The organism is Nocardia sp. CY15 (assembly GCF_009829295.1).
In the GTDB taxonomy this organism is placed as follows: Bacteria; Actinomycetota; Actinomycetes; order Mycobacteriales; family Mycobacteriaceae; genus Nocardia; species Nocardia sputi.
Genome location: NZ_VUOT01000003.1, coordinates 1 through 21,900, shown reverse-complemented (window position 1 = coordinate 21,900; position 21,900 = coordinate 1). Strand labels below are relative to the sequence as shown.

Here is a 21,900-nt window from a genome sequence, read left to right as displayed (position 1 = left end):
AACAGACTCGACGGGCGAGGACTGCCTGTTCCCGCCCCGCTTCGCGGCCGATGAATACCGCACGGTCGACCGGACCTGTGTCTGGGCTGCCTCGGCGCGGGGTGTCCGGCCGCTAGTTGTGGCCAGACGTACGCACTACAGGTGCGTCACACGCTGGGGACGCTACCCCAGCAGGTCGGTCGTGAGCCGGTCAGGGCGCAGAGGGCGTTGAGGGCCGCTTCCAGCAGATAGCCCGAGCCGGATGAGGATCCGGAATCGACCGGCGACGCTACCGAACCAGCGGTAGCGGGTTGGCCGGGGAAGGCCGACGCGGCAGGGGCTCCGGCCACGGCCAGCGTCAACCCGATGATGACAGTTGTCACAGCCCTGTGGAGACGGGTGCGGGTGGTTTCGGTTCGCATGGTGTTCGACCATGCGCGGCCGAATCGAGAATCACAAGCCCCTATTAGATACGGCTGGCTTCGCGTCGGTCGACGGACTAATAGTTCCGGTAAGACCGGCACGGGCACGACACAATCCCCGACATGTCTCGCGAGTGCTACATGGCTGTGGCAAAACACGAGTAGGTCCTACGGCGATGTGCCTCCATGGCAGGGTTCGGTGGGACCACCTGGCTGGGTGGGGCGAGGCGTCGGCGCGGCCGACCGGTGTCGATGCGAGATTCGGCCCCACCCGCAGGTGATCGGGCTCAGTTCAGCAAGCGGTCACAGACACTCGCGTCCGCCCCACGACCGTAGGCCCGTTCGATATCGGAGTAATCCGGATCGACTTTGTCCAGATAGTATGGAATCAAGGCCGCCTCGACGGTGCCGCATACCCACTTTTCACCGGTCGCACTGTTTTCCATTTGGAAAGTGATCATGTGCCAACCGCCCAGTGGGGCACCCCCCGAGGAAGTGCATTCGCGGCCTTTCACGGATCCGAAATGCGGTTCGTCGAGCGTGTATTTGCAGGTGTAGGTCGGCAGGGCTTGCGCGGCAGCGGTGGCGTCGGTCATCAGACAGGCGGTGGCGGCCAGCACGAGTGCGGGCAGCCCGAGGCGGAACAGGGGAGTCGTGATCATCGTGTTTCTCGTTCCGAATAGAAATCGGCAATTATCAGAAGAGGCGGCTCGCATGCTGCATCGTTTGCGTCGCGCGGTCAGATCGGGCGGCAGTTGCTCGCGTCGACCCCGGCGTTGAGCACCTGCTCCGCGTCGTACTGAGACATTCCCGGGTGGATCGGATTGTCGAGGTACACGAATGCGGCGCCGCAGTCCCATTTCTCACTGGTGAGGCCGTTTTCCATCCTGACGGGGTGGAAATAAATATCGTCCAGCGGGGCGCCCGGTGACGCCGTGCATTTGCGCCCCCTCATGGAGTTCAATACTACGAAGTAGTGCTCGATGGGCGTGTATCGGCACGTGTAAGTCGGCAGCGGGTTTTGCGCCGCGGCGACGGGAGTCGTCGCCGGACCGGCAACAGCGGCCAGCACGAGCGCGGGAAGCCCCAGGAGGGCGAGGCGGGTGGTGATCATCAAGGCTCCGTTCGACATCGAAATCACTGCCGCAATGGAAATCCGGCCGCACAGTCCGAGTCTTGTCAAGTTCTCGTACCGACCGGCGGATTCGCGATCACACTCGCCGATCAGACTTGCGAAATCCTTAACGACAGGTAAAGAGGCCGACCGGTATCGCTGTCGTACAGACAATTTCCTACCGCAGCGCATTCGACATCCTCCCGATACGGTTGCGCCGCTCAGAGCAACGGGTCCAGCCTTGCTGAAATCGCCTCGACTACATCGCCGTCGGTACCCGGATCCGCCCATGCGGTTCCGCATCACCTGTGGCCTTCAATTCCTCCACACCAGCGCGGCGGCGCGCCGGAAGTTCTCACCGAATACCGCCGCCAGATCCGCAGCGGTGAACCCGCGCCGGGCCAGCGCCTCGGCGAGGCCGGGCACGTCGGCGGCGCCGAGCAGATCTTCCGGCGGAACCCACTGCAACGGACCCCATTTCGTGTATGCCTCGGAGAAGGCGTGCGGATTCTGCCGCATTTCGGCGTTGAAGTCCTCGGCGTCGAAGGAGTAGTCCGAACCGATCCCGATGTGCTCGATTCCGACGAGTTCGGCGCCGTACTCGATGTGCCGCGCCATCGCCTCGATCCGTTCGGCACGCTCGCCAGGAGCGTTGCGGCCGAGGAAGATTCCCACGCCGTTGATCCCGATCACGCCGCCGGTCGCCGCGCAGGCTCGCGCCTGCTCGTCGGTGATATTGCGCGGATGCTCCCACAGCGCGGCGAAGTTCGAGTGGCTGTAGATCATCGGGACGACACTCAGCTCGGCGATCTCCAGCCCGGTGCGCCGGGAACAGTGCGACCCGTCCGCGAACATCCCGGCTTCGTTGAGCGTGTGTACGAGGTCGCGCCCGTACCCGGTGAGTCCGGTGTCCTCGGTGTCCAGACACCCACAGCCCGCGGCGTTGGCGTGGTTGTAGGTGGGCAGCAGCGAGCGCACGCCGAACTCGTAGAACCGCGCGACGTTGTCCAGGTCGCCGCCGAGCGGCCCGGCGTCCTCCAGATCGAACGCCAGCCCGATGGTGCCAGGATCGCCGATGTCGTCCACGGTGCGGACCAGGCGGAACCGGTCGTCCGCCTGCGCCTCCCGGCGGAAACGGCGCAGCAGGGCCAGGGAGTCGTCGGTCGACTGCCGGGAGTACCCGACGTTCACCGACAGGTAGGACCCGGCCGGGTAGCGCGCGAGGTCGCCGATGCGCGCGGCGGGCGACAGCGGTAGACAGCAGTGCTGCTCCCATAGCAGTGGTGGCAACCTCAGCAGTGGTGGCAACCTCGAACCTCCTGGTCGGATCGGCCTCGGAGCAGCGATCCTACTGTCCGGTCGCAGCGGGCGTCCGCAGACAGCAAACGATGAGCCTCGATGCGCCACACAGTGGCCGAGTTGCCGCGTTCGACAACGCTTTTGGGTCGCTGCAGCTGTAACAGGGCGCCCGCGATGACCGATGCATATTACGCATCAATACTCCTGTGCCCCGAAGGCGGTGCGGCCATGCGTCGCTTGCTTCTCCTGTTCTTCTCCTTCGTGACATTCGCCGGTCTCTGGATCGCGCCCGTCCCCGCCTCCGCCGCCCCGGAGTGCGCCTCCGGCTGGGGCTCGATCCCCAAGGTGAGCCAGGCACGAACGCCCGCGCCGCTGACCGGCGTGCGCGCCGGGCGGCACGACTGCTTCGACCGCTTGGTCTTCGACATCGCCGGGCCCGCGACGGGCTACCACGTCGGCTACGTCGAGCGGGTGGTCATGGACGGCTCCGGCGCACCTGTCCCGTTGCGCGGCGCGGCGTTCCTGAGCATCACCGTCAACGCCCCCGCCCACGACGACGCGTTCACCCCCACCTACAACCCCGCGAACCGGGCCGAACTCGCCGACGTGCGGGACTACCGGACCTTCCGCCAGGTGTCGTGGGCCGGTTCCTTCGAAGGCCAGACCACGGTCGGTCTGGGTACGCGCGCCCGGTTGCCGGTCAAGGTGCACACCCTCGGCGGGCCGGGCAACGGATCGCGCGTCGTGGTGGACGTAGCGCACTCCTGGTGACCCCGCCGCGGCAGGGCTCGGCAACAATGTGGGGATGAGCGGCGTTGAGCAGAACGTGACCGACCCCTACCTCTGGCTCGAAGAAGTGACCGACGAGCGTGCCCTGGACTGGGCCCGCGCGCACAATGCCGTCGTACATGCCCGGTTCGCCGAATCCGATCGCTTCCGCGAACTGGAGCGCCGCATCCTCGCCATGCTCGACACGGACGCCAAGATCGCCTACCCCGGCCGCCGCGGCCGCTGGCTCTACAACTTCTGGCGGGACGCCGAGCACCCGCGCGGCCTCTGGCGGCGCACCACGTTCGCCGAGTACGCCAAGGACGCGCCGGACTGGGAGGTGCTGATCGACGTGGACGCGTTGGCCGCCGCCGAGGACGAGAACTGGGTGTGGGGCGGGGCCGGGGTGCTGCGGCCCGAACAGTCCCGCGCGCTGATCAGCCTGTCGCGCGGCGGCGCGGACGCCAAGGTGGTGCGCGAGTTCGACATCGAGCGCAAGGTATTCATCGACCCGGCCGACGGCGGCTATTTCCTGCCCGAGGCCAAGTCGGAGATCCGCTGGATCGATATCGATTCGGTGTACGTGGGCACCGACTTCGGCCCGGGCTCGCTGACCGATTCGGGGTATCCGCGGATCGCGAAGCTGTGGCGCCGCGGCACCGCTCTGGCGGAGGCGAAGACCGTCTTCGAGGGCGAGCCCGGTGACGTCGCGGTCTCGGCGGGTTACGACCGCACTCCGGGTTACGAACGGCACTACGTCGGCCGCGCCACCGACTTCTTCAACGAAGAGGTCTACCTGCTCGAGGAAGACGGCACGCTGCGGCATCTCGACATCCCGAGCGACGCCAGCGAATCCTGGTACAAGGATTGGCTGCTGGTGCGGCTGAAGTCGCCCTGGGAGGTCGGCGGCGCGAGCTATCCCGCGGGTGCGCTGCTGGCCACCGACTTCGAGAAGTTCCTGGCCGGCGCACGGGAATTCGAGGTTCTCTTCACCCCCGACGCGCACACCGCGCTGCACGGCTACGGCTGGACCGAGAATCACCTGTTGCTGGTCACGCTCGAGGACGTGCAGACCGAGCTCTACGTGCTGACCCCCGGTACGGAGGGCTGGCGCCGCGAACCGCTGGCCGACACCCCGTCGATGGCGACCACCAGCGTGCTGAACCTCGACCCGCTGGAGGGCGGCGACGAGTTCATGTTGAGCACCAGTGGATTCACCACTCCGGCGACGCTGCTGACGAGTTCGGTCGGCGGGCGTACCGAGCGGCTCAAGCAGGAGCCCGGGTTCTTCGACGCCGACGGAGTCGAGACCGAGCAGTTCTTCGCCCGCTCCGACGACGGCACCATGGTGCCGTACTTCGTGATCCGGCGCGGTGACCGCAAAGACGTTCCGGGACCGACGGTGATGTCCGGCTACGGCGGCTTCGAAGTGTCGCGCACCCCCGCCTACAGCGGCGCGTCGGGCATGGGCTGGCTGGAGCGCGGCGGAACGTGGGTGATGACGAATATCCGCGGCGGCGGCGAGTACGGGCCGCAGTGGCACACCTCGGTGCAGAAAGCCAACCGGCACAAGGTCTACGAGGACTTCTCCTCGATCGCCAAGGATCTCGTCACGCGCGGGGTCACCACCGCCGATCAGCTCGGCGCGGTGGGGGGCAGCAACGGCGGACTGCTCATGGGCGTGATGCTGACCCGCTACCCGGAATTGTTCGGCGCGATCGTCTGCCAGGTGCCGTTGCTGGACATGAAGCGCTACCACCTGCTGCTCGCGGGAGCCTCGTGGATGGCCGAGTACGGCGACCCCGACAAGCCGGAGGAATGGGAGTACATCAGCAAGTACTCGCCCTACCAGAACGCTCGCGCCGACCGCGCCTACCCGCCGATCCTGCTCACCACCTCCACCAGGGACGACCGGGTGCACCCCGGCCACGCCCGGAAAATGGCCGCGCTGCTGGAGGAGCAGGGCCACGAGTTCTGGTACCACGAGAACATCGAGGGCGGTCACGGCGGCGCCGCCGACAACAAGCAGTCGGCTTTCCAGGCGGCGCTGATCTACGAGTTCTTCACGCAGATGTTGATCGAACGCCGCGCCTGATCAATCGACGCGCCTGATCAATCGACGCAGCCGTGCGCAGTCCGTTCCGTTCCCGCGCACGGCGCGGCGGCCTGCGCACGGTCCAGCGAAGGCGCAGGTTCGGCTATCGATCGCGCAGCCACTTCTCGATCTGGTCGACGGTGCTGGTGTACTGGCGGATCCAGCCGTTGTGGCCCAGCGGTTCCGGCTGACGCCAGCGCGTCACCTCGGCGTTGGGCAGCTTCTCCAGCAGGTGCTCGGCGGAGCTGGGCGGGGTGAGGTCGTCGCCGGTCATCGTGATCGACAGCACCGGCAGTTTCAGCCTGGCGATGCGTTCCTCGTAATCGATGTCCGCGCCGACGGGTACGAACCGGCCGGTGCGCGCCAGCCGGGCCCAGTCCGAGATCAGGACCTTGGACTGGCGGCCGAAACCCATCGACACGCGGTCGCCGGGCCAGAAGCCCGCCAGGTTCGCCGTCAGCGACATCGCCGCGGTGCCGACCAGCATGCCCGGACCCGAAAGTCCCCGGTAGCCACGGTAATACGGGGTGCCCGACGCCACCAGGATCAGCCCGCCCAGCCTGCCCCGGATGCGCGCGGCGTACATGACGCCGAGCTGGCCGCCCATGCTGTGACCGAGCAGGTAGGGCGTGCTGTCCGGGAACTGCTCGCGGACCACCTCGAAGATCGCGGGGAAGTCCACCGAGACCAGTTCGTGGTAGCCGAAGGTGCTGGCGGAACTCGGCCTCGGCCTGCTGTCGCCGTTGCCGCGCATCTCGCCGATCGCCACGTCGAATCCACGCGCCGCCAGACCCGAGGCGAACAGTTCGTAGTACCCCCCCGGAACGCCGAGCCCCGGCACGATCACCAGGACCGGGCGCGGTGCGTCGGGGGTGACCGGGTGCCGGTGCGCGCCCTCGGCGGGTATCAACCGCACCGGAACCGTGGTGCCGTCCGGCATCTGGATCGGAACTGTCTGCATGTTCGCACGCTACCGCGCCCGTCGCCCCTGGTCGCGCAGGCCGGGACGCTAGGCGCGGACCGCGCCGATGATCACTCTGCTCAGCACCCGGATGACGTCGTCGAGCGGCGGGCGCGGCTCCGCGCCGCTCCACGAGTCGACCACGTAGTTGACGGCGCCGATGGTGGCGAGCATGCGCATCTCGTAGTCGCCGGTGGGTATCTCACCGTGCAGCGCGGCGTCTTCGGCGGCGCCCGCCAGCAACGAACCCCACTCCCGGCGCACCGCGAGGCGGAACTTCTCCACCTTCGGGCCCGCCCCGACCACTTCGACCAGGGCGACGCGCGCCTTACGCGGATCGGATCCGAGGGATTCGACGTAGGCGCGCACGGCGGCGTCGATGACGTCCAGCGCCTTGGCGCCGGACTTCGCGTCCAGCGCCTTCTTCACGGCGTCCCGCGACTCCCGGTCGATCTGCTCGTAGAGTTCTAGGAGTAGCGACTCGCGACCGGTGAACTCCTCGTAGAACTGTCGCGAGGAGAGTCCGGCGTCCTTGCAGATGGCGCCGACCGAACTGTTGGCGTAGCCGTCTCGTGCGAAGACCGTCAGGCCTGACTCCAGAAAACGCGCACGCCGCTGACGCTGCCGGTCCTCGACGGGTTGCCCGGCATACATTCGACCTGTATTCGCATCCTGTGACATTGGGGCAGACAATACAGAAGGGCCCGAACTCATCGTCATCGATCGGGCCCTTCGTTACAACCCCCGGCGGAACAACAATTAGCCGAAAGTTGGCTGAGCAGTTGCTACCTCATTGATCGGTCGCCGAGCCTGAGCCCGGCGACCATAGTAGCCTGCGCACTAGCACGCTCATCAGCGGATCGAACATCCGGCAACTCCGATCTGACCGTTGAACTTTCCTTGTCACTGGCTATTTGCCGAAACAGACCATACCGAGACACCTTGTGATTGCGGGCAATTTTAGAGGGAAACTGTAGAATTTTTTGTTCCATTCCGATTCGTCGGTTACGGCCGGTTCGCCCACTTTGTCGGAACACCCAATAATTCCGGCAGCGCGGCCACGGAATCGAGAACGTGATCGGGCGCGCGGTCGGCCGAAGCGAGCACACCGGACCGGAACTTTCCGGTGCGTACCAGGACGCCGGTCAAACCCGCGTCTTGCGCCGCAAGCACATCCGAGTGCAGGTCGTCACCGATCATCAGGACTTGCGCCGGGTCCAGGCGCATCAGCGCCGCGGCGGTCCGGAATCCTGTCGCGGCCGGCTTGCCGACCACCTCGATACGGGCGTTGCCCGCCGCTTCCAAGCCGGGTAGGTAGGCGCCCGCGTCGATGCGCAGACCCTCCGCCGTCGCCCAGGTCAGCCCGCTGTGCATGGCGACGACGGGCACGCCGTCCAGCATCAGTTCCGCCACCCGGCTCAGCGCCGCATGGGTGAATTCCGGTCCGGCTCCGCCGATCACGACGACGTCGGGATGATCGTCGTCGAGCGGCAGACCGGTGAGGTCCGCCGCGATGTCGCCGTGATTGAGCACCCAGACGGTGGCGTCAGGGTAGCGGCCGCGCACGAACTCGGCGGTCAGGCGTGCGGCGGTGACGATTTCGGCGCCGTCGACCTCGATACCGGTGTCGCACAGTCGTTCCGCGATCTCGGCGCAGGTGCGCGAGGTGGTGTTCGTCAGGAAGGCGCGGCGCAGCCCGCTGTCCCGGATCCGGCGCACCGCGGCGGCGGCGCCCTCGATCTCCTGCCAGGAGGTCACCAGGACGCCGTCGATGTCGTAGAGCACGCCCTGAATCCGATCGCGGTCCGGCATGGCTTCAGCGTACGACCGCCACCCCCGCCAGACGCCGGGAGCCGCGGCTACGAGGCCGGGTCGGGACGGATCGAGTCCAGTCGGTCGGCGCATCGAGTGAGCAGGTCTTGCAACGTCGCTCGTTCGGCGGCGGTGAATTCCTCGGCCAAGGCGCGTTCGACGCGGATCGCGCGGGCGTCCGCCTCGCGCATGAGCGCCGTGCCTTGCTCGGTCAACGTGGTCTCCAGGACGTTCTTGTGCCACGGGTGCGGTGTGCGCTCGATTAGGCCACGGTCTTGCAGATTGCTCAACACGGTGTTCATCGACGGTGGGGTGACGCCGCACAGCCGCGCCAGGGCGGCGGCCGAGATGCCGGGATTCTCGGCGAGGTACAGCAGCGCGGCGTACTGGGGGACGGTGACGCCCGCCGGCTTCAACGCGGCGTTCTTGGCCGCGTTGAGGGATTGCTCGGCACGTTTGAGATACGAGCCGATCCGTTCGGCGGCGGGCATGGACGTCATGAACGCATGCTATCCGCCTGATCTATTATTCAACCCTTGACTGATATTAGAGTTCTAACTTATGTTCTATGACATAGAACGATGTAAGTCGATTCGATCGCCCTGACTCGAAGAGGTAGACCGATGTCCCACGCCCTGTCCCGCCGCCTGCTGTCGAGCCTGGCGTCCGCGAGCGCCTGCGTCACGCTTGTGGCCTGCGGCGCGAGCGACGCGCCCGCCACCGCCGTCCACACCGCCTACGCACTGCCGGGCGAGCATGTCTACCCGGAGGGCATCGCGGTGGACGAGCGCACCGGCGACAGCTACGTCGGCTCCTACACCACCGGGGCGGTCTACCGCGCGACTCCGAACACCCGTCGAGCCGAGGTCTTCCTGCCCGAAGGCGCCAACGATCACAAAACCGCCAACGGCTTGGAAGTCGACGCGGCGGGCCGGCTCTGGGTCACCGACTCGACCACGGGAGTCGCGGTCTACGACCTCGCGACTCGCGCGCTGCTGGCCGACTTCACCGTGCCCGGCCCCGACCCGCGCTTCGTGAACGATCTCGCCATCGCCCCGGACGGCACCGCGTATCTGACCGACAGCATCCGAGCGGTCGTCTACAGCGTCACCCCCGACCAACTCGCCGCTGCCAGAGCACAGGGCGGGCGCGGCGAACTGACCCCGCGGTTCGACCTGCGCTCCGCTCTGCCGCCGATCGAACCGGGCGCCTTCAGCCTGAACGGCATCGTCGTCGATCCGGCGGGCCGCTATCTGCTCACGGTCGACATGCCGCGCGGCGACCTCTACCGCATCGCGTTGACTCCGCAAGCGAGCGCGATCAGCGAAGTCACCCTTCGGGGCGGTGATCTCCGGCAGGGCGACGGCCTCGAACTGCGCGACGGCACGCTGTGGGCAGCGCACAACACGACCAACACCATCAGCCGCTGGAGCGTCTCCGACGACGGCGCCACCGCGGCGCTGGCGCAGCAGCGCACCGACGAAGCGCTTTCCATCCCTACGACTCTGGCCCGCGCCGGTGACCGCACCCTGATCGTCTCCTCCCAATTCGACAAGGGCGGTCCGATGGGGCCAGGCAGCCCGCAGACGCCGTTCGCCGTCGTCACCCTCGACGGGATCTGAGCGGAAACGCCGGAAGCCGGCCCACCTCGCGGTGGGCCGGCTTCCGGTTCGAAATGTGCTGCCGGGTGGCCGGACTCAGAAGTCCATGCCGCCCATGCCACCGGTCGGGTCGCCGGCGGGAGCGGCGGCCTTCTCCGGCTTGTCGGCGACGACGGCCTCCGTGGTCAGGAACAGGGCCGCGATCGAGGCCGCGTTCTGCAGCGCCGAGCGGGTGACCTTGACCGGGTCGGCGACGCCGGCGGCCAGCAGGTCCTCGTACTCGCCCGAGTCGGCGTTCAGGCCGTGACCCGCGGGCAGGTTGGAGACCTTCTCGGCGACGACGCCGGGCTCGAGGCCCGCGTTGAACGCGATCTGCTTCAGCGGAGCCGACAGCGCGACCCGGACGATGTTCGCGCCGGTGGCCTCGTCACCGGTGAGCTTCAGCTCGTCCAGCGCCGGAGCCGACTGCAGCAGGGCGACGCCACCACCGGCGACGATGCCCTCCTCGACGGCGGCCTTCGCGTTGCGGACGGCGTCCTCGATGCGGTGCTTGCGCTCCTTGAGCTCCACCTCGGTGGCCGCGCCCGCCTTGATCACCGCGACACCGCCGGCCAGCTTGGCCAAGCGCTCCTGCAGCTTCTCGCGGTCGTAGTCCGAGTCGGAGTTCTCGATCTCGGTGCGGATCTGCGCGACCCGGCCCTTGATGGCCTCCGGGTCACCCGCGCCCTCGACGATGGTGGTCTCGTCCTTGGTGACGACGACCTTGCGCGCCTGACCGAGCAGCTCGAGACCGGCGTTCTCCAGCGAGAGACCGACCTCTTCGGTGATGACCTCGCCACCGGTCAGGATGCCGATGTCGGCCAGCTGCGCCTTACGGCGGTCGCCGAAGCCGGGCGCCTTGACGGCGACGGACTTGAAGGTGCCGCGGATCTTGTTCACGACCAGGGTCGACAGGGCCTCGCCCTCGACGTCCTCGGCGATGATCAGCAGCGGCTTGCCCGCCTGGATGACCTTCTCCAGCAGCGGCAGCAGGTCCTTGACGGTGGAGACCTTGGAGCCGACCAGCAGGATGTACGGGTCCTCGAGGACCGCTTCCTGACGCTCCGGGTCGGTGACGAAGTAACCGGAGATGTAGCCCTTGTCGAAGCGCATACCCTCGGTCAGCTCCAGCTGGAGGCCGAAGGTGTTGCTCTCCTCGACGGTGATGACGCCTTCCTTGCCGACCTTGTCCATGGCCTCGGCGATCAGCTCACCGATGGACGAGTCGCCCGCCGAGATGCCCGCGGTAGCAGCGATCTGCTCCTTGGTGTCGATCTCCTTGGCGGTGTCGAGCAGCTTGGCGGTGACGGCCTCGACGGCCTTCTCGATGCCCCGCTTCAGGCCCAGCGGGTTCGCGCCGGCCGCGACGTTGCGCAGACCCTCGCGCACCAGCGCCTGGGCGAGCACGGTGGCGGTGGTGGTGCCGTCGCCCGCGACGTCGTCGGTCTTCTTGGCGACTTCCTTGACCAGCTCGGCGCCGATCTTCTCGTACGGGTCCTCCAGCTCGATCTCCTTGGCGATGGACACACCATCGTTGGTGATCGTGGGAGCGCCCCACTTCTTCTCCAGGACAACGTTGCGACCCTTGGGGCCCAGCGTCACCTTGACCGCGTCGGCGAGGCTGTTGAGACCCCGCTCGAGGCCGCGGCGGGCCTCTTCGTCATACGCAATTGTCTTGGCCATGGCGTTGTTGAGATCCTCCATGTGTATGGCTGACACACAGGACGACCGCTGGTTGGGTCGCCCCAGTTACGCTGGCCAGGTTCGGTGCCCGCGACGGACGACCGAGGGTGTCGATGGAACCCGGTCTCACCGTCCCGACCTGGCACTCACAGGTCGAGAGTGCCAAAAGCATTTTTAGCACTCGAGGGTGGCGAGTGCAAGGTCCCCGGCGCCGCCGCGCCGGTCAATACCGGTCGTCGACGCGCAGGACCAGCGCGACGAAGGCGTCGGTGCGGCGTTCCTCGGGCGTGCGGGGCTCCCCGCCCTCGACGGTGACGAGCTCGGCGTCGTGCAGCAGCAACTCCGCCTCCACGCGCATGATGGCGCGGATGAAGGGCGGCGCGACGTCGGGCGGCAGGTCGCCGTTCACCACGTAGCTGCCGTCCGGTTGGGACTCGGTGGACACATACGAAAGCGCGCGCAGCAGATCTGCGCGCCGTTCCCCCGCTATTAGGTCGGAATCCGTTTCATCCGCCATTGCTATAGCTTAGCCGCCAGCGGTTCGCCTCTGCCCGACCTACGATTCGCCCGTTCCGGCGCCGACGGCGAAAGCGCAGTTCAGAACGCCGCCCCGGTGACCTTCGGCATTCGGACGCCGCGCCCGCACGGCCGTGGCGGCGTAGATTCCGGGTGCGACCATGATCAACCCGATCCCGAGAGGGGAGCCGGTGACCGCCCTGCCGTTCGATTCGCTGTACCGCCACGGATTCGCGCGGGTGGCGGTCGCGGTACCCCGGGTACGGGTGGCCGACCCCGCCTACAACGTGGAGCAGACCGTGGAACTGGCCGCCCAGGCCGCGTCCGCGGGCGCCGTGCTGACGGTGTTCCCCGAGCTGGGCTTGTCCTCCTACACCGCCGACGACCTGTTCCACCAGGACGCGCTGGACGCGGCGGTCGAAGCGGCGCTCGCCAGGCTCGTCGCGGCCAGCACGGACCTCGACACGGTTCTCGTGGTGGGCGCCCCGGTACGGGCCCAAGGCAGGTTGTTCAACTGCGCGATCGCGATCTGCCGGGGCCTCGTGCTCGGCGTCGCGCCGAAGAGCTACCTGCCGAACTATCGCGAGTTCTACGAGAAGCGCCAGTTCGCTGCGGCGCGGGAAGCGCTGGAGGATCACATCACCGTCGCCGGGCATCGAGCGCCGTTCGGCTCCGATCTGCTGTTCCGCGCGACCAACCTGGAGGACTTCGTCTTCCATCTGGAGATCTGCGAGGACGGGTGGGTTCCGTTGCCGCCGAGCGGCTTCGCCGCGCTGGCCGGTGCGACCGTGCTGGTCAACCTGTCCGCGAGCAATATCGTGATCGGGAAGGCGGACTACCGCCGGTCGCTGTGCACCTCCCATTCGGCGCGCTACCTCGCCGCGTATCTGTATTCCGCCGCCGGGACCGGCGAGTCCACCACCGACCTCGCCTGGGACGGGCAGGCGGTGATCTGCGAGAACGGCGATCTGCTCGCGGAGGGCGAGCGGTTCGCCGATCATCCCCAGCTGGTCACCGCCGACCTGGACTTGCGCCGCCTCGCCGCGGATCGCCTGCGCACCACAGCCTTCGCCGACAACGTGCACGACCACCGCGACCGGCTGGTCACGATGCGACGCATCGACGTGCGGCTGCCGGTCCCCGAGGAGCCGGTCACACTGCGCCGCGAGATCGAGCGCTTCCCCTACGTCCCCGCCGACCCGGCCGTACGCAACGAGCGCTGCGCCGAGGTGCACCACATTCAGGTCGAGGGCCTGAGCACGCGGTTGCGCTCCACCGGCCTCGAGCGCGTGGTAATCGGAGTATCCGGCGGATTGGACTCCACCCAGGCGCTGATCGTGGCGGCCAAGACGATGGACCGGCTCGGCCTGCCGCGGGCGAACGTCTTGGCCTACACCATGCCCGGATTCGCGACCAGCACCAGGACCAGGACCGACGCGCACCGCCTGATGGCCGCCCTCGGCGTCACGGCACGCGAGATCGACATCCGGCCCTCGGCCACGCAGATGCTGCGCGACCTCGGCCACCCCGCGGCCGACGGGACGCCGCAGTACGACATCACCTACGAGAACGTGCAGGCGGGCGAGCGGACCTCGCATCTGTTCCGGCTGGCCAACATGCACGGCGCGCTCGTCGTCGGCACCGGGGACCTGAGCGAACTCGCGCTCGGCTGGTGCACCTTCGGCGTCGGGGACCACATGGCGCACTACAGCGTGAACGCCTCGGTACCCAAGACCCTGATCAAGTACCTGATCGCCTGGGCGGTGGACACCGATCAGCTCGGGCCCGAAGCGGGTGCCGTGCTGTCGTCGATCCTGCGCACCGAGATCTCCCCCGAGCTGATCCCGCATGCCGACTCCTCCGCGCCGGCCCAGAGTTCCGAGGCTACGGTCGGCCCGTACGAGTTGCAGGACTTCCACCTCTACTACGTGCTGCGCTTCGGCTACCGGCCCAGTCGCGTCGCCTACCTGGCCAGGCACGCCTGGTCCGATCCCGCGACCGGCCGCTGGCCCGATCTCGTCCCCGCCGACCAGCGCAACGCCTACGACCTCGCCACGATCAAGCAGTGGCTGGGCGAGTTCTTGCTGCGCTTCGTGCAGACCAGCCAGTTCAAGCGCTCGACGCTGCCGAACGCGCCCAAGGTCGGCTCCGGCGGTTCGCTCTCGCCGCGCGGCGATTGGCGAGCGCCGAGCGACGCCTCGGCGGCGGCCTGGCTGGAGGAGCTCGCCCGCAACGTGCCGGACGCCTGACCCGGCGAAGCGTTCGACGCCCCGGCGTCGGCCGGATGCGCCCTGCCTATGGTGGCTGGGTGAGTGAAAAACCCGGCTGGGATGCCATCGATGAGGCGTTGCGGCCGCTGTACGGCGATATCGAGCCCTTCCACTGGGCGTCCGACCAACCGTGGTCTCTCGGCGGGTCCGACCCGCTCGACGGGATCAGCGCCTACGCCCGCACCGAACCGGTGCCGCACTGGCACTACATCAGCTACGGCATGACCGAGCTGTACGAGAAGGAATGGGACAACCCGGCGGAGTCGGGGTGGGGCTTTGAGTTCACCTTCCGCTTGGCACGCAGGCCCGACGAGACCGAACCGCCGGTGTGGCCGACGAACTTCGTGCAGAACCTCGCCCGCTACGTCTTCCAGTCGGGCAAGTGGTTCGAGCCCGGACACACCATCAAAGCGAACGGGCCGATCGCGGCGGGACGTGCCGACTGCACCAATCACGCCGTCTGCTTCGCGGTCGACCCGGAACTGGGCAGCATCCACACCCCGCACGGCCGCGTCCTGTTCTTGCAGATCGTCGGGCTGACCATGCGGGAATACCGAGCCGCGCAAGGTGGGCGCGCCCTTTCCCTGCTCGCCGAACTCCAACCGCGGCTTCCCCTGTACGTCACCGATATCCACCGCGAGCCTTTGATCACCGAGCCGAAGCCGCAAGCTCGATGGCCGCGCTGGGGAGGCGGCCTGGCGGGGCGAGGGTGATCAAGCCGCGTGCATCATCCGTCGTTCGACCGGAGCGCGCCGGGGCGGCCCGGCGCTCCACGCTCCTCGGGTGCGCAGCGCCCGGCGACGGCGCACCCGTGCGCTGTGCGCGCCACGCATCCCGTTGACGGCGTTGCGTATTCGGTGACCGGAATCCGCTCGCGAAGACTCGGTGATCACCAGTAGGGCCACCGTGACAGCGAGTACGATCCCCGCGCGGAGCTTCCCGCCGCTCATCGGGGATCAGGATTGCCCGGAGGTGAACGTCGCGAGCAGCTCGCCCAAATGCGTCTCGGCCCTGGCCTTGTCGACGCCGAGATCGCTGAGCAGACCGGCGCCGTTCTCCTGTTCCAGCAGCGCGAGCAGGACGTGCTCGGTGCCGATGTAGTTGTGCCCGAGGCGAAGCGCCTCGCGGAAGGTGAGCTCGAGTACTTTCTTGGCGTCCGGGCCGAACGGGATGAGCGTGGGGACCTCCCCCTCGCTCGGCGGCAGGGACGCCGACGCCGCGGCGGACAGCACATCGAGGGAGACGCCCTGGTGGACGAGCTCGTGCACCGCGAGTCCCTCCGGTTCCGTGAGCAGTCCCAGCACCACGTGCCCGAGCGCGATCTCCTTGTTGCCCGCGGTGCGCGCGGCCTCCTGCGCCGCCATCACGACCGCGCGCGCCCGCGGGGTGAACCGCGCGAAGCCCGCGTTCGGGTCCATGGCCGAGGCGGCGGCCGGATCGGGCGCTTTGGGCACGAACCGCTTCTGCGCGGCCTGTTTGCTGACGCCCATGCTCGCGCCGATGTCGGTCCACGAGGCGCCGGAGCGACGGGCTTGGTCCACGAAGTGGCCGATCAAGTGGTCGGCCACCTCGTCGAGGTGATTGGCCACGACGACGGCGTCGGACAGCTGCTCGAGCACGTTGTCGGGGCGGGCTTTCTTGATGCCTTCGATCAAATCGTCGAGGCGGAATTGTGAGGTCATGCGTCAACCATAGGTTGACGACAGCGCGTCGTCAACCAGTAGTTGACGATTGCCGCCTCAGGGTCTGGCAGCCCAGACCGCGCTGCGCACGATCCGCTCCTTCACCCATGCGCCCGTCCGTCCGGTCAGCACGATCCGGGCAGGAGTGTCGTCGGCGTGCACGGCCTGGACTACCGCGTCGCGCCGCCCGAGGCTGATGCACTGCAGCACATAGCGGAACCGCAGCGGCGCAGGCTCGCGGCCGCGCATCCGGGCGACGGCGGCGTCGGCCGCGTGCTTGCCGGTGGGCAGGGCCGTAGCACAGGCCATGCGCAGGTCACGCCCGCCCGGTCCCGCGATGACGGCCGCGTCCCCCGCCGCGTAGATGTCCGGGTGCGACACCGGACGCAGGGTGACGTCGGTCAGCACCCGGCCGTCGGAATCCACCGCCAAGCCGGCGCGCGCGGCGAGGGCGGGCACGCGAAAACCGGTGGTCCACACAGTGGTAGCGGCCTCGACCAGCGAACCGTCCGCCAAGCGCGGCCCCTCGGGCGAAACCTCGATCACCTTGGCGCCGGACCGGATCTCGACCCCCAGACGTTCCAAGGTCCGCCTGATGTGCGCCTGCGCCCGCGCCGAGAGCCAGGCGCCCGGTTCCTCCGAGCCGAGCAACAGCACCTTGGTCCCCGGGTGCGACTCGGCCAGTTCCGCCGCCAGTTCGATCCCCGTCGCCCCGGCCCCGACGATCGCCACGGGTCCGCGGACAGCCGACAGCGCGTGCACGTCTTCTTGCGTCGCGACCGAATACGCGTGCTCCGCCACGCCGGGGACGCTCTCGGCATCGGCGACGCTGCCGAGAGCGTAGATTAGGATGTCGTAGTCGAGGGCGGGTGCCACGTCGAGCACCACGCGCTTCGCAGCCGTGTCGATGTCCGTCGCCATGGCGCGCACGAAACCGATCTTCTTGCTTTCCAGCGCTTCCCGCAGATCCCACGAGGAAATCCGTTGCCCTGCCGCCTGCTGGTGCAGTCGTACTCGCTCGACGAACGACTCGTGAGCGTCCACCACGGTGATCCGCGCGCCCCGCGCCGTGCGAGCGAGCCTGCGTGCCGCCGCCAACCCCGCGTACCCCGCGCCGAGAACAACGATCCGATGCTGTCCGGTCATGATGTGGCTCCTTTCGATCGGCCATCACCCTTCAGACCGGACAGGCCCCCCGATCCTGACAACCCCGGCGGTGAAGCGCGTCACAGCCGGTGGTGGCGCCGGTCGGGCAGCGCGCCGACGCCGCCATCCGGCCCGCTCGACTCGGCGAAGTAGGACAATTTGTCCGGATTGACGATCAACCGCAGCGCGGTGACCACGCCGTCGGCCACATCGATGCCCATCACGAGCAGTGGCGCGCCGTCCACGCGCGCGACCACGGCGGGCGCGCCGTTGACCTCTTCCACCAGCAGCCGCATTCCCGGCACCTCCCAGCGCAACAGGCCCGCCAGGTAGCGCGCCACATTGTTCGCGCCGTGCACCGGGCGCCGTGCCGCGTTGATCTTGCCGCCGCCGTCGGCCGTCGCGCTCACGTGGGCGGCGAGCAACCGCTCCAGCGACTCGACATCACCTTCGCGTGCCGCCTTCGTGAACCGTTCGACCAGTTCGCGGGCATGCTCGGCCGAAATATCGAAGCGCGCCTTGCCTTCTCGCACGCGCAGGCCCGCCCGGCGGAAGATCTGCTGGGAGTTGGTCTCGGTCACGTCGAGCATGTCGGCGATCTCGCGGTGCGCGTACCCGAATGCCTCGCGCAGCACGAAGACGGCGCGCTCGATCGGGGTCAGCCGCTCCAGCGCGGTCAGCAGCGCGAGGGAGACCAGTTCGCGCTCTTCGACGGTCTCCAGCGGACCGAGTTCACCGCGCGCGGTCGGCACCGGCTCCGGCAGCCATGGGCCGACGTAGCTCTCCCGCCTGGCCCGCGCCGAAACCAGCCAGGTACGACAGATATTCACCAGCACGGTGGTCAACCACGCCTCGGCGGAGCGGATATTGCCGCGGTCGGCGCCGTCCCAGCGCAGATAGGTCTCCTGCACCGCGTCCTCGGCCTCACCCGCCGCGCCGAGCATTCGATAGGCGAGCGCGAACAGCCGCGGCCGATGCTCTTCGAATTCCCGCAGCCCGTCCGGCTCCATCGCTGTCCCGCCTCCCCGAGTATTCAGGCCGTGCCGGTCACTGCCGCGAGATTCGCGTGCAGCTCCCGCGTTCGGTGCCGCTCAGCTCTGGGCGTACCCGATGAGTCACCCATGTGCTCACGAATTCAATTGTTACCCGCTAGATGCCGGTTCCCGGCGGTGGGTGGCCGTTCTGGCGTTGCTTCGCACCAGGTCGGCGCAGGCGCAGACGAGCCGAGGAGCCACGAATGGCCGGACGCCGGATCGCGGGCAGCCGCCGGTTCGCCCGTCGTTGCGCACGCCGCTCGGCGGGCTTGTGGGTCCAGGTCTCCGGGCGCGCGGCCACCCAGCGCTGGGAATGCCAGGCGAAGGGGATGTGCCCCAGATACAGCGCGACCAGCACCAGCAGCAGCACGATCGGATAGGTGACCAGCGCCGCCGCGGCGAGCGCGACCAGCACCAGCAGCCCGGCCGCGGCCTGCGGGGCCACCGAGACCGACTTCATGGCCAGCGTCGGGATGGTGCTGACGCACAGCGCGGCCGCGAACACCGTCCACGCCGCGACCTCGTAGAAGCCGACCCACCAGCCGTCACCGAACTGCACGAGCAGCGCGACCGGCACCATCGCGATGAGCGCGCCCGCCGGAGCGGGCACGCCGACGAAGTACTCCCGCGCCCAGTCCGGCCGGGTGTCGTCGTCCATCAAAGTGTTGAACCGGGCCAGGCGCAGCACGATGCTGACCGCGAACAGCAGTGCGACGATCCATCCCACGCTGTTGCTGCTGAGCAGGGTCACATACAGCACAAGCGCGGGCGCGACGCCGAAGGAGATGGCGTCCGACAGCGAATCCAGCTCGGCGCCCATCTTCGTGGTGGCGTCGAGCATCCTGGCCAGTCTGCCGTCGAGGGTGTCCAGCACCGCTGCCGCGCCGATCATGGCCAGCGCGATACCGAGCTTGCCGTCGAGGCCGAACTTCACCGCCGACAGCCCGGAACACAGCGCCAGGATGGTGACGATGCTGGGCAGCAGCCGGATGCTTCGCCGCCTGCGCCGCTGGGTGGGTACCGCCGCCTCCATCACGCGTCAGCGGGTGAGCCGAGCACGGCGAGCACGGTCTCGCCGCCGATGGTGCGCTGGCCGGGCTGTACGAGCAGTTCGGTGCCGGGCGGGAAGTACGTGTCGACCCGCGAGCCGAAGCGGATCAGTCCATAGGTGTCGGCGATGGTGAGCACGTCACCGACCTGGGCGTCGCAGACGATGCGGCGCGCGAGCAGCCCGGCGATCTGCACCACGACGATCCGTTCGCCCTCCGGGGTCTCCAGGACCATGCTGTTGCGCTCGTTCACCGAGCTCGCCTCGGGCAGGTCCGCGGAACGGAACTGACCGGGCTGGTGCAGCACGGTTCGCACTGTGCCGGAAACCGGCGTCCGCTGCACGTGGACGTCGAGCACGGACAAGAAGATGCTGACCCGGGGCAGCGGTTGATCGCCGAGACCCAGCTCGGCGGGGGGAGCGGCGGTGTCGACCAAGGCGATCTCGCCGTCGGCGGGGGCCACCACGACGCCAGGCCGGTTCGGCGGCACGCGATGCGGGTGGCGGAAGAACGTCGCGCAGGCAGCCGCGGCGAACAAGCCCGTACGCCGCACCCACTTGCGCTTGCCGCCGACCACGGCGACCGCGATGGGTGCGGCGACGAACGGAAGCCCGGCGGGATGCAACGGAGGGATCGCATTGCGGACCAGATCGACGACGTGGCCGACTCCGGTTCGTTCAGGCGTGCCGGGCGGGGTGGGACGGCGGGCCACAGGCTCCTCTTTCGTGCTCGATGCAGACGGATTGCGCCCCTCAACGATAGGACCGGCGCAAGCGTTCACACCTTACGGGAAGGGAGCCTGTGGCACGCGAGGTCAGGACCTGACGCGAGAGCCCATGACCAGCCGAACCAGGAACAGCAAGATGATCGCGCCACCCAGGCAGGTGAAGAAGCTGAACCAGAGTCCGGCGCCCTCGACATCGACTCCGAACAGCCTCAGCAGGAACCCACCGAGCAGGCCACCGATCACCCCGACGACGATATTCAGCAGAATGCCCTGCTGCGCGTCCGTCTTCATGATCTTGCTGGCGATCCATCCGGCGAGACCGCCGATGATGATCCATCCGATAATCCCGAGACCGAGCATGGTGTCCTCGCATCCTAGTTGGGCCACGCCTCGTGCAGCGGTGGCGTGCGTCGGGGGAGATACCCACCGATTGTCGAAATACGCGCGGCAAATGAGCGACTTTCGGGCTAATATGAGGAGGCCTCATGTCTATCCACCGATGGACAGTGGCTGATGAGGGACCGATTTCGATGCTTCGGGGAACACCCGGCGGCGCCGCCGCAGGTACATAGGAGACGCAGATGGCTGCTCGAATCGCCCAGACCACCGGGGCAGAGCACACGGCGATCCTCGGGCTCGGCGTTTACCGCCCTGCTCGAGTGGTCACCAACGACGAGGTGGCGGGTCCGATCAACTCGAGCGACGAGTGGATCAGGACCAGATCGGGCATCAAGACCCGGCGGTTCGCCGACGAATCGGAGACGATTCAGAGTATGAGCGTCGCGGCTTCGCGCGGCGCGCTGGAATCTTCGGGCATCGCGGTCGACCAAGTCGATTGCGTGATCGTTGCTACCTCCACCCATCTGTTGCTGACCCCGGCCGCTGCCCCGCGCATCGCCACCGAGCTCGGCATGAACGGCGCCGCCGCCTTCGACGTCTCGGCCGGTTGCGCGGGTTTCTGTCACTCGATCGCGCTGGCGTCGGATCTGGTCCGGGCCGGTACCGCCGCGCACGTGCTCGTGATCGGTGTGGAGAAACTGACGAACACGGTCAACCCCACCGACCGCTCCACCGCCTTCCTCTTCGCCGACGGCGCGGGCGCGGTGATCGTCGGCCCCTCCGACGAGCCGGGCATCGGCCCCACCGTATGGGGCTCGGACGGCACCCAGCATCACGCCATCCGGCAGGACAAGGACTGGATGGAGTACTTCCACGAGATCGACGAGAAGGGCTTGGACGCAGTGCGGCCCTATCTGGCCATGGAGGGCACCGCGGTGTTCCGGTGGGCCGCGCACTCGTTGGAGAAGGTGTGCCGCGACGCCATCGACCGCGCCGGTCTGTCCCCAGAGGACCTGGACGCGATGATCCCGCACCAGGCCAACGGCCGGATCATCGAGATCATGGCCCGGGTGCTGAAGCTGCCGGAGCACTGCGCGCTCGCCAACGACATCGAGGAGGCGGGCAACACCTCCGCCGCCTCGATCCCGCTGGCCATGGAAGGGCTCCTGCGCAAGGGCGAGTCGAAGCCGGGTGACACGGCGCTGCTCATCGCGTTCGGTGCGGGTCTGTCCTACGCGGCCCAGGTCGTCAACCTGCCCAACTGGAAGTAGCTCACGCGAACAGCTCCGCCCTCCCGGTCGCGGGGCGGGGGGGCGGGCACCGCCTGGGGGGGGGCTGGCGCGGGCGCGGGGCCGGCCGCGGGC

23 protein-coding genes are annotated in these 21,900 nt (G+C 68.2%); 6 read left to right on the top strand and 17 right to left on the bottom strand.

Annotated elements, in window-relative coordinates; all coding sequences use genetic code 11:
* Positions 1-146: 146 nt before the first annotated feature.
* The 4 genes from GVY39_RS06815 to GVY39_RS06800 form a co-directional block, all read right to left on the bottom strand.
* Complete coding sequence (locus GVY39_RS06815; RefSeq protein WP_159921680.1) at positions 147-362, bottom strand: hypothetical protein; 216 nt, start codon at positions 360-362, stop codon at positions 147-149.
* A 326-nt stretch (positions 363-688) separates the two neighbouring features.
* Positions 689-1,063 (bottom strand): hypothetical protein, encoded by a 375-nt coding sequence (locus GVY39_RS06810; RefSeq protein ID WP_159921682.1) that lies wholly within the window; start codon positions 1,061-1,063, stop codon positions 689-691.
* 77 nt (positions 1,064-1,140) lie between these two features.
* Positions 1,141-1,515 carry a hypothetical protein gene (locus GVY39_RS06805; RefSeq protein ID WP_159921684.1) on the bottom strand — a complete coding sequence of 125 codons (375 nt, stop codon included), beginning with the start codon at positions 1,513-1,515 and terminating at the stop codon, positions 1,141-1,143.
* Positions 1,516-1,830: 315 nt separating this feature from the next.
* Positions 1,831-2,805, bottom strand: coding sequence for a dipeptidase (locus tag GVY39_RS06800; protein ID WP_159921798.1), 975 nt, complete (start codon positions 2,803-2,805; stop codon positions 1,831-1,833).
* Positions 2,806-2,988: 183 nt separating this feature from the next.
* On the opposite strand from GVY39_RS06800, the gene GVY39_RS06795 reads away from it, so the two are divergent.
* Entirely contained in the window at positions 2,989-3,585 is a 597-nt protein-coding gene (locus GVY39_RS06795; RefSeq protein WP_223519177.1) for a hypothetical protein, read from the top strand.
* A gap of 34 nt (positions 3,586-3,619) precedes the next feature.
* Positions 3,620-5,677, top strand: a complete 2,058-nt coding sequence (locus GVY39_RS06790; RefSeq protein ID WP_159921686.1) for a prolyl oligopeptidase family protein — start codon at positions 3,620-3,622, stop codon at positions 5,675-5,677.
* Between the two features lie 103 nt (positions 5,678-5,780).
* On the opposite strand, the gene GVY39_RS06785 is transcribed toward GVY39_RS06790, so the two are convergent.
* From GVY39_RS06785 to GVY39_RS06770, 4 genes are all read right to left on the bottom strand, one after another.
* A complete protein-coding gene (locus GVY39_RS06785) occupies positions 5,781-6,638 on the bottom strand; it encodes an alpha/beta fold hydrolase (RefSeq protein ID WP_159921688.1) in 858 nt (285 codons plus the stop codon).
* A 48-nt stretch (positions 6,639-6,686) separates the two neighbouring features.
* Positions 6,687-7,319 (bottom strand): TetR/AcrR family transcriptional regulator, encoded by a 633-nt coding sequence (locus GVY39_RS06780; RefSeq protein ID WP_236565324.1) that lies wholly within the window; start codon positions 7,317-7,319, stop codon positions 6,687-6,689.
* A gap of 324 nt (positions 7,320-7,643) precedes the next feature.
* Positions 7,644-8,450 (bottom strand): HAD-IIA family hydrolase, encoded by an 807-nt coding sequence (locus GVY39_RS06775; RefSeq protein WP_159921692.1) that lies wholly within the window; start codon positions 8,448-8,450, stop codon positions 7,644-7,646.
* A gap of 47 nt (positions 8,451-8,497) precedes the next feature.
* Positions 8,498-8,950, bottom strand: coding sequence for a MarR family winged helix-turn-helix transcriptional regulator (locus tag GVY39_RS06770; protein ID WP_223519183.1), 453 nt, complete (start codon positions 8,948-8,950; stop codon positions 8,498-8,500).
* Between the two features lie 123 nt (positions 8,951-9,073).
* Here GVY39_RS06770 and GVY39_RS06765 point away from each other — a divergent pair, with 123 nt between their 5' ends.
* Positions 9,074-10,072, top strand: a complete 999-nt coding sequence (locus GVY39_RS06765) for an SMP-30/gluconolactonase/LRE family protein (RefSeq protein ID WP_159989284.1) — start codon at positions 9,074-9,076, stop codon at positions 10,070-10,072.
* Positions 10,073-10,147: 75 nt separating this feature from the next.
* Here the strand turns inward: GVY39_RS06765 and groL are convergent, their stop codons facing one another.
* Positions 10,148-11,773, bottom strand: a complete 1,626-nt coding sequence (gene groL / locus GVY39_RS06760; protein ID WP_159921696.1) for a chaperonin GroEL — start codon at positions 11,771-11,773, stop codon at positions 10,148-10,150.
* A 223-nt stretch (positions 11,774-11,996) separates the two neighbouring features.
* Positions 11,997-12,290, bottom strand: a complete 294-nt coding sequence (locus tag GVY39_RS06755) for a hypothetical protein (protein WP_159921698.1) — start codon at positions 12,288-12,290, stop codon at positions 11,997-11,999.
* Between the two features lie 160 nt (positions 12,291-12,450).
* On the opposite strand from GVY39_RS06755, the gene GVY39_RS06750 reads away from it, so the two are divergent.
* Both GVY39_RS06750 and GVY39_RS06745 read left to right on the top strand, forming a co-directional pair.
* Complete coding sequence (locus GVY39_RS06750; protein ID WP_159921700.1) at positions 12,451-14,538, top strand: NAD(+) synthase; 2,088 nt, start codon at positions 12,451-12,453, stop codon at positions 14,536-14,538.
* Positions 14,539-14,597: 59 nt separating this feature from the next.
* Positions 14,598-15,272, top strand: coding sequence for a suppressor of fused domain protein (locus GVY39_RS06745; RefSeq protein WP_159921702.1), 675 nt, complete (start codon positions 14,598-14,600; stop codon positions 15,270-15,272).
* Here GVY39_RS06745 and GVY39_RS06740 read toward each other — a convergent pair whose 3' ends face one another.
* The 7 genes from GVY39_RS06740 to GVY39_RS06710 form a co-directional block, all read right to left on the bottom strand.
* On the bottom strand, positions 15,273-15,509 hold the full coding sequence (locus tag GVY39_RS06740; protein ID WP_159921704.1) for a hypothetical protein: 237 nt from the start codon (positions 15,507-15,509) through the stop codon (positions 15,273-15,275).
* A gap of 6 nt (positions 15,510-15,515) precedes the next feature.
* The gene (locus tag GVY39_RS06735) at positions 15,516-16,241 is read right to left on the bottom strand and encodes a Clp protease N-terminal domain-containing protein (RefSeq protein WP_159921706.1); all 726 of its coding nucleotides are present in this window, start codon (positions 16,239-16,241) and stop codon (positions 15,516-15,518) included.
* A 57-nt stretch (positions 16,242-16,298) separates the two neighbouring features.
* The gene (locus tag GVY39_RS06730) at positions 16,299-17,387 is read right to left on the bottom strand and encodes an NAD(P)/FAD-dependent oxidoreductase (protein ID WP_159921708.1); all 1,089 of its coding nucleotides are present in this window, start codon (positions 17,385-17,387) and stop codon (positions 16,299-16,301) included.
* Positions 17,388-17,467: 80 nt separating this feature from the next.
* Positions 17,468-18,397, bottom strand: a complete 930-nt coding sequence (locus GVY39_RS06725) for an RNA polymerase sigma-70 factor (RefSeq protein ID WP_159921718.1) — start codon at positions 18,395-18,397, stop codon at positions 17,468-17,470.
* 139 nt (positions 18,398-18,536) lie between these two features.
* Positions 18,537-19,454 carry a phosphatidylcholine/phosphatidylserine synthase gene (locus GVY39_RS06720; RefSeq protein ID WP_159921804.1) on the bottom strand — a complete coding sequence of 306 codons (918 nt, stop codon included), beginning with the start codon at positions 19,452-19,454 and terminating at the stop codon, positions 18,537-18,539.
* The gene (locus tag GVY39_RS06715; protein WP_159921720.1) at positions 19,454-20,182 is read right to left on the bottom strand and encodes a phosphatidylserine decarboxylase; all 729 of its coding nucleotides are present in this window, start codon (positions 20,180-20,182) and stop codon (positions 19,454-19,456) included. The genes GVY39_RS06720 and GVY39_RS06715 overlap by 1 nt, the downstream gene beginning before the upstream one ends.
* Positions 20,183-20,284: 102 nt before the next feature.
* Positions 20,285-20,557, bottom strand: coding sequence for a GlsB/YeaQ/YmgE family stress response membrane protein (locus GVY39_RS06710; RefSeq protein ID WP_159921722.1), 273 nt, complete (start codon positions 20,555-20,557; stop codon positions 20,285-20,287).
* A gap of 221 nt (positions 20,558-20,778) precedes the next feature.
* Here GVY39_RS06710 and GVY39_RS06705 point away from each other — a divergent pair, with 221 nt between their 5' ends.
* Complete coding sequence (locus GVY39_RS06705; RefSeq protein WP_159921724.1) at positions 20,779-21,807, top strand: beta-ketoacyl-ACP synthase III; 1,029 nt, start codon at positions 20,779-20,781, stop codon at positions 21,805-21,807.
* The last annotated feature ends 93 nt before the right edge of the window (positions 21,808-21,900 follow it).

Coding starts and splice junctions, on each gene's coding strand:
- GVY39_RS06785 (WP_159921688.1), bottom strand. CDS start 6,638: ATGCAGACAGTTCCGATCCAGATGCCGGACGGCACCACGGTTCCGGTG.
- GVY39_RS06705 (WP_159921724.1), top strand. CDS start 20,779: ATGGCTGCTCGAATCGCCCAGACCACCGGGGCAGAGCACACGGCGATC.
- GVY39_RS06725 (WP_159921718.1), bottom strand. CDS start 18,397: ATGGAGCCGGACGGGCTGCGGGAATTCGAAGAGCATCGGCCGCGGCTG.
- GVY39_RS06805 (WP_159921684.1), bottom strand. CDS start 1,515: ATGATCACCACCCGCCTCGCCCTCCTGGGGCTTCCCGCGCTCGTGCTG.
- GVY39_RS06765 (WP_159989284.1), top strand. CDS start 9,074: ATGTCCCACGCCCTGTCCCGCCGCCTGCTGTCGAGCCTGGCGTCCGCG.
- GVY39_RS06810 (WP_159921682.1), bottom strand. CDS start 1,063: ATGATCACGACTCCCCTGTTCCGCCTCGGGCTGCCCGCACTCGTGCTG.
- GVY39_RS06775 (WP_159921692.1), bottom strand. CDS start 8,450: ATGCCGGACCGCGATCGGATTCAGGGCGTGCTCTACGACATCGACGGC.
- GVY39_RS06720 (WP_159921804.1), bottom strand. CDS start 19,454: ATGGAGGCGGCGGTACCCACCCAGCGGCGCAGGCGGCGAAGCATCCGG.
- groL (WP_159921696.1), bottom strand. CDS start 11,773: ATGGCCAAGACAATTGCGTATGACGAAGAGGCCCGCCGCGGCCTCGAG.
- GVY39_RS06710 (WP_159921722.1), bottom strand. CDS start 20,557: ATGCTCGGTCTCGGGATTATCGGATGGATCATCATCGGCGGTCTCGCC.
- GVY39_RS06740 (WP_159921704.1), bottom strand. CDS start 15,509: ATGAGCGGCGGGAAGCTCCGCGCGGGGATCGTACTCGCTGTCACGGTG.
- GVY39_RS06780 (WP_236565324.1), bottom strand. CDS start 7,319: ATGTCACAGGATGCGAATACAGGTCGAATGTATGCCGGGCAACCCGTC.
- GVY39_RS06755 (WP_159921698.1), bottom strand. CDS start 12,290: ATGGCGGATGAAACGGATTCCGACCTAATAGCGGGGGAACGGCGCGCA.
- GVY39_RS06730 (WP_159921708.1), bottom strand. CDS start 17,387: ATGACCGGACAGCATCGGATCGTTGTTCTCGGCGCGGGGTACGCGGGG.
- GVY39_RS06770 (WP_223519183.1), bottom strand. CDS start 8,950: ATGACGTCCATGCCCGCCGCCGAACGGATCGGCTCGTATCTCAAACGT.
- GVY39_RS06735 (WP_159921706.1), bottom strand. CDS start 16,241: ATGACCTCACAATTCCGCCTCGACGATTTGATCGAAGGCATCAAGAAA.
- GVY39_RS06750 (WP_159921700.1), top strand. CDS start 12,451: ATGATCAACCCGATCCCGAGAGGGGAGCCGGTGACCGCCCTGCCGTTC.
- GVY39_RS06790 (WP_159921686.1), top strand. CDS start 3,620: ATGAGCGGCGTTGAGCAGAACGTGACCGACCCCTACCTCTGGCTCGAA.
- GVY39_RS06795 (WP_223519177.1), top strand. CDS start 2,989: ATGACCGATGCATATTACGCATCAATACTCCTGTGCCCCGAAGGCGGT.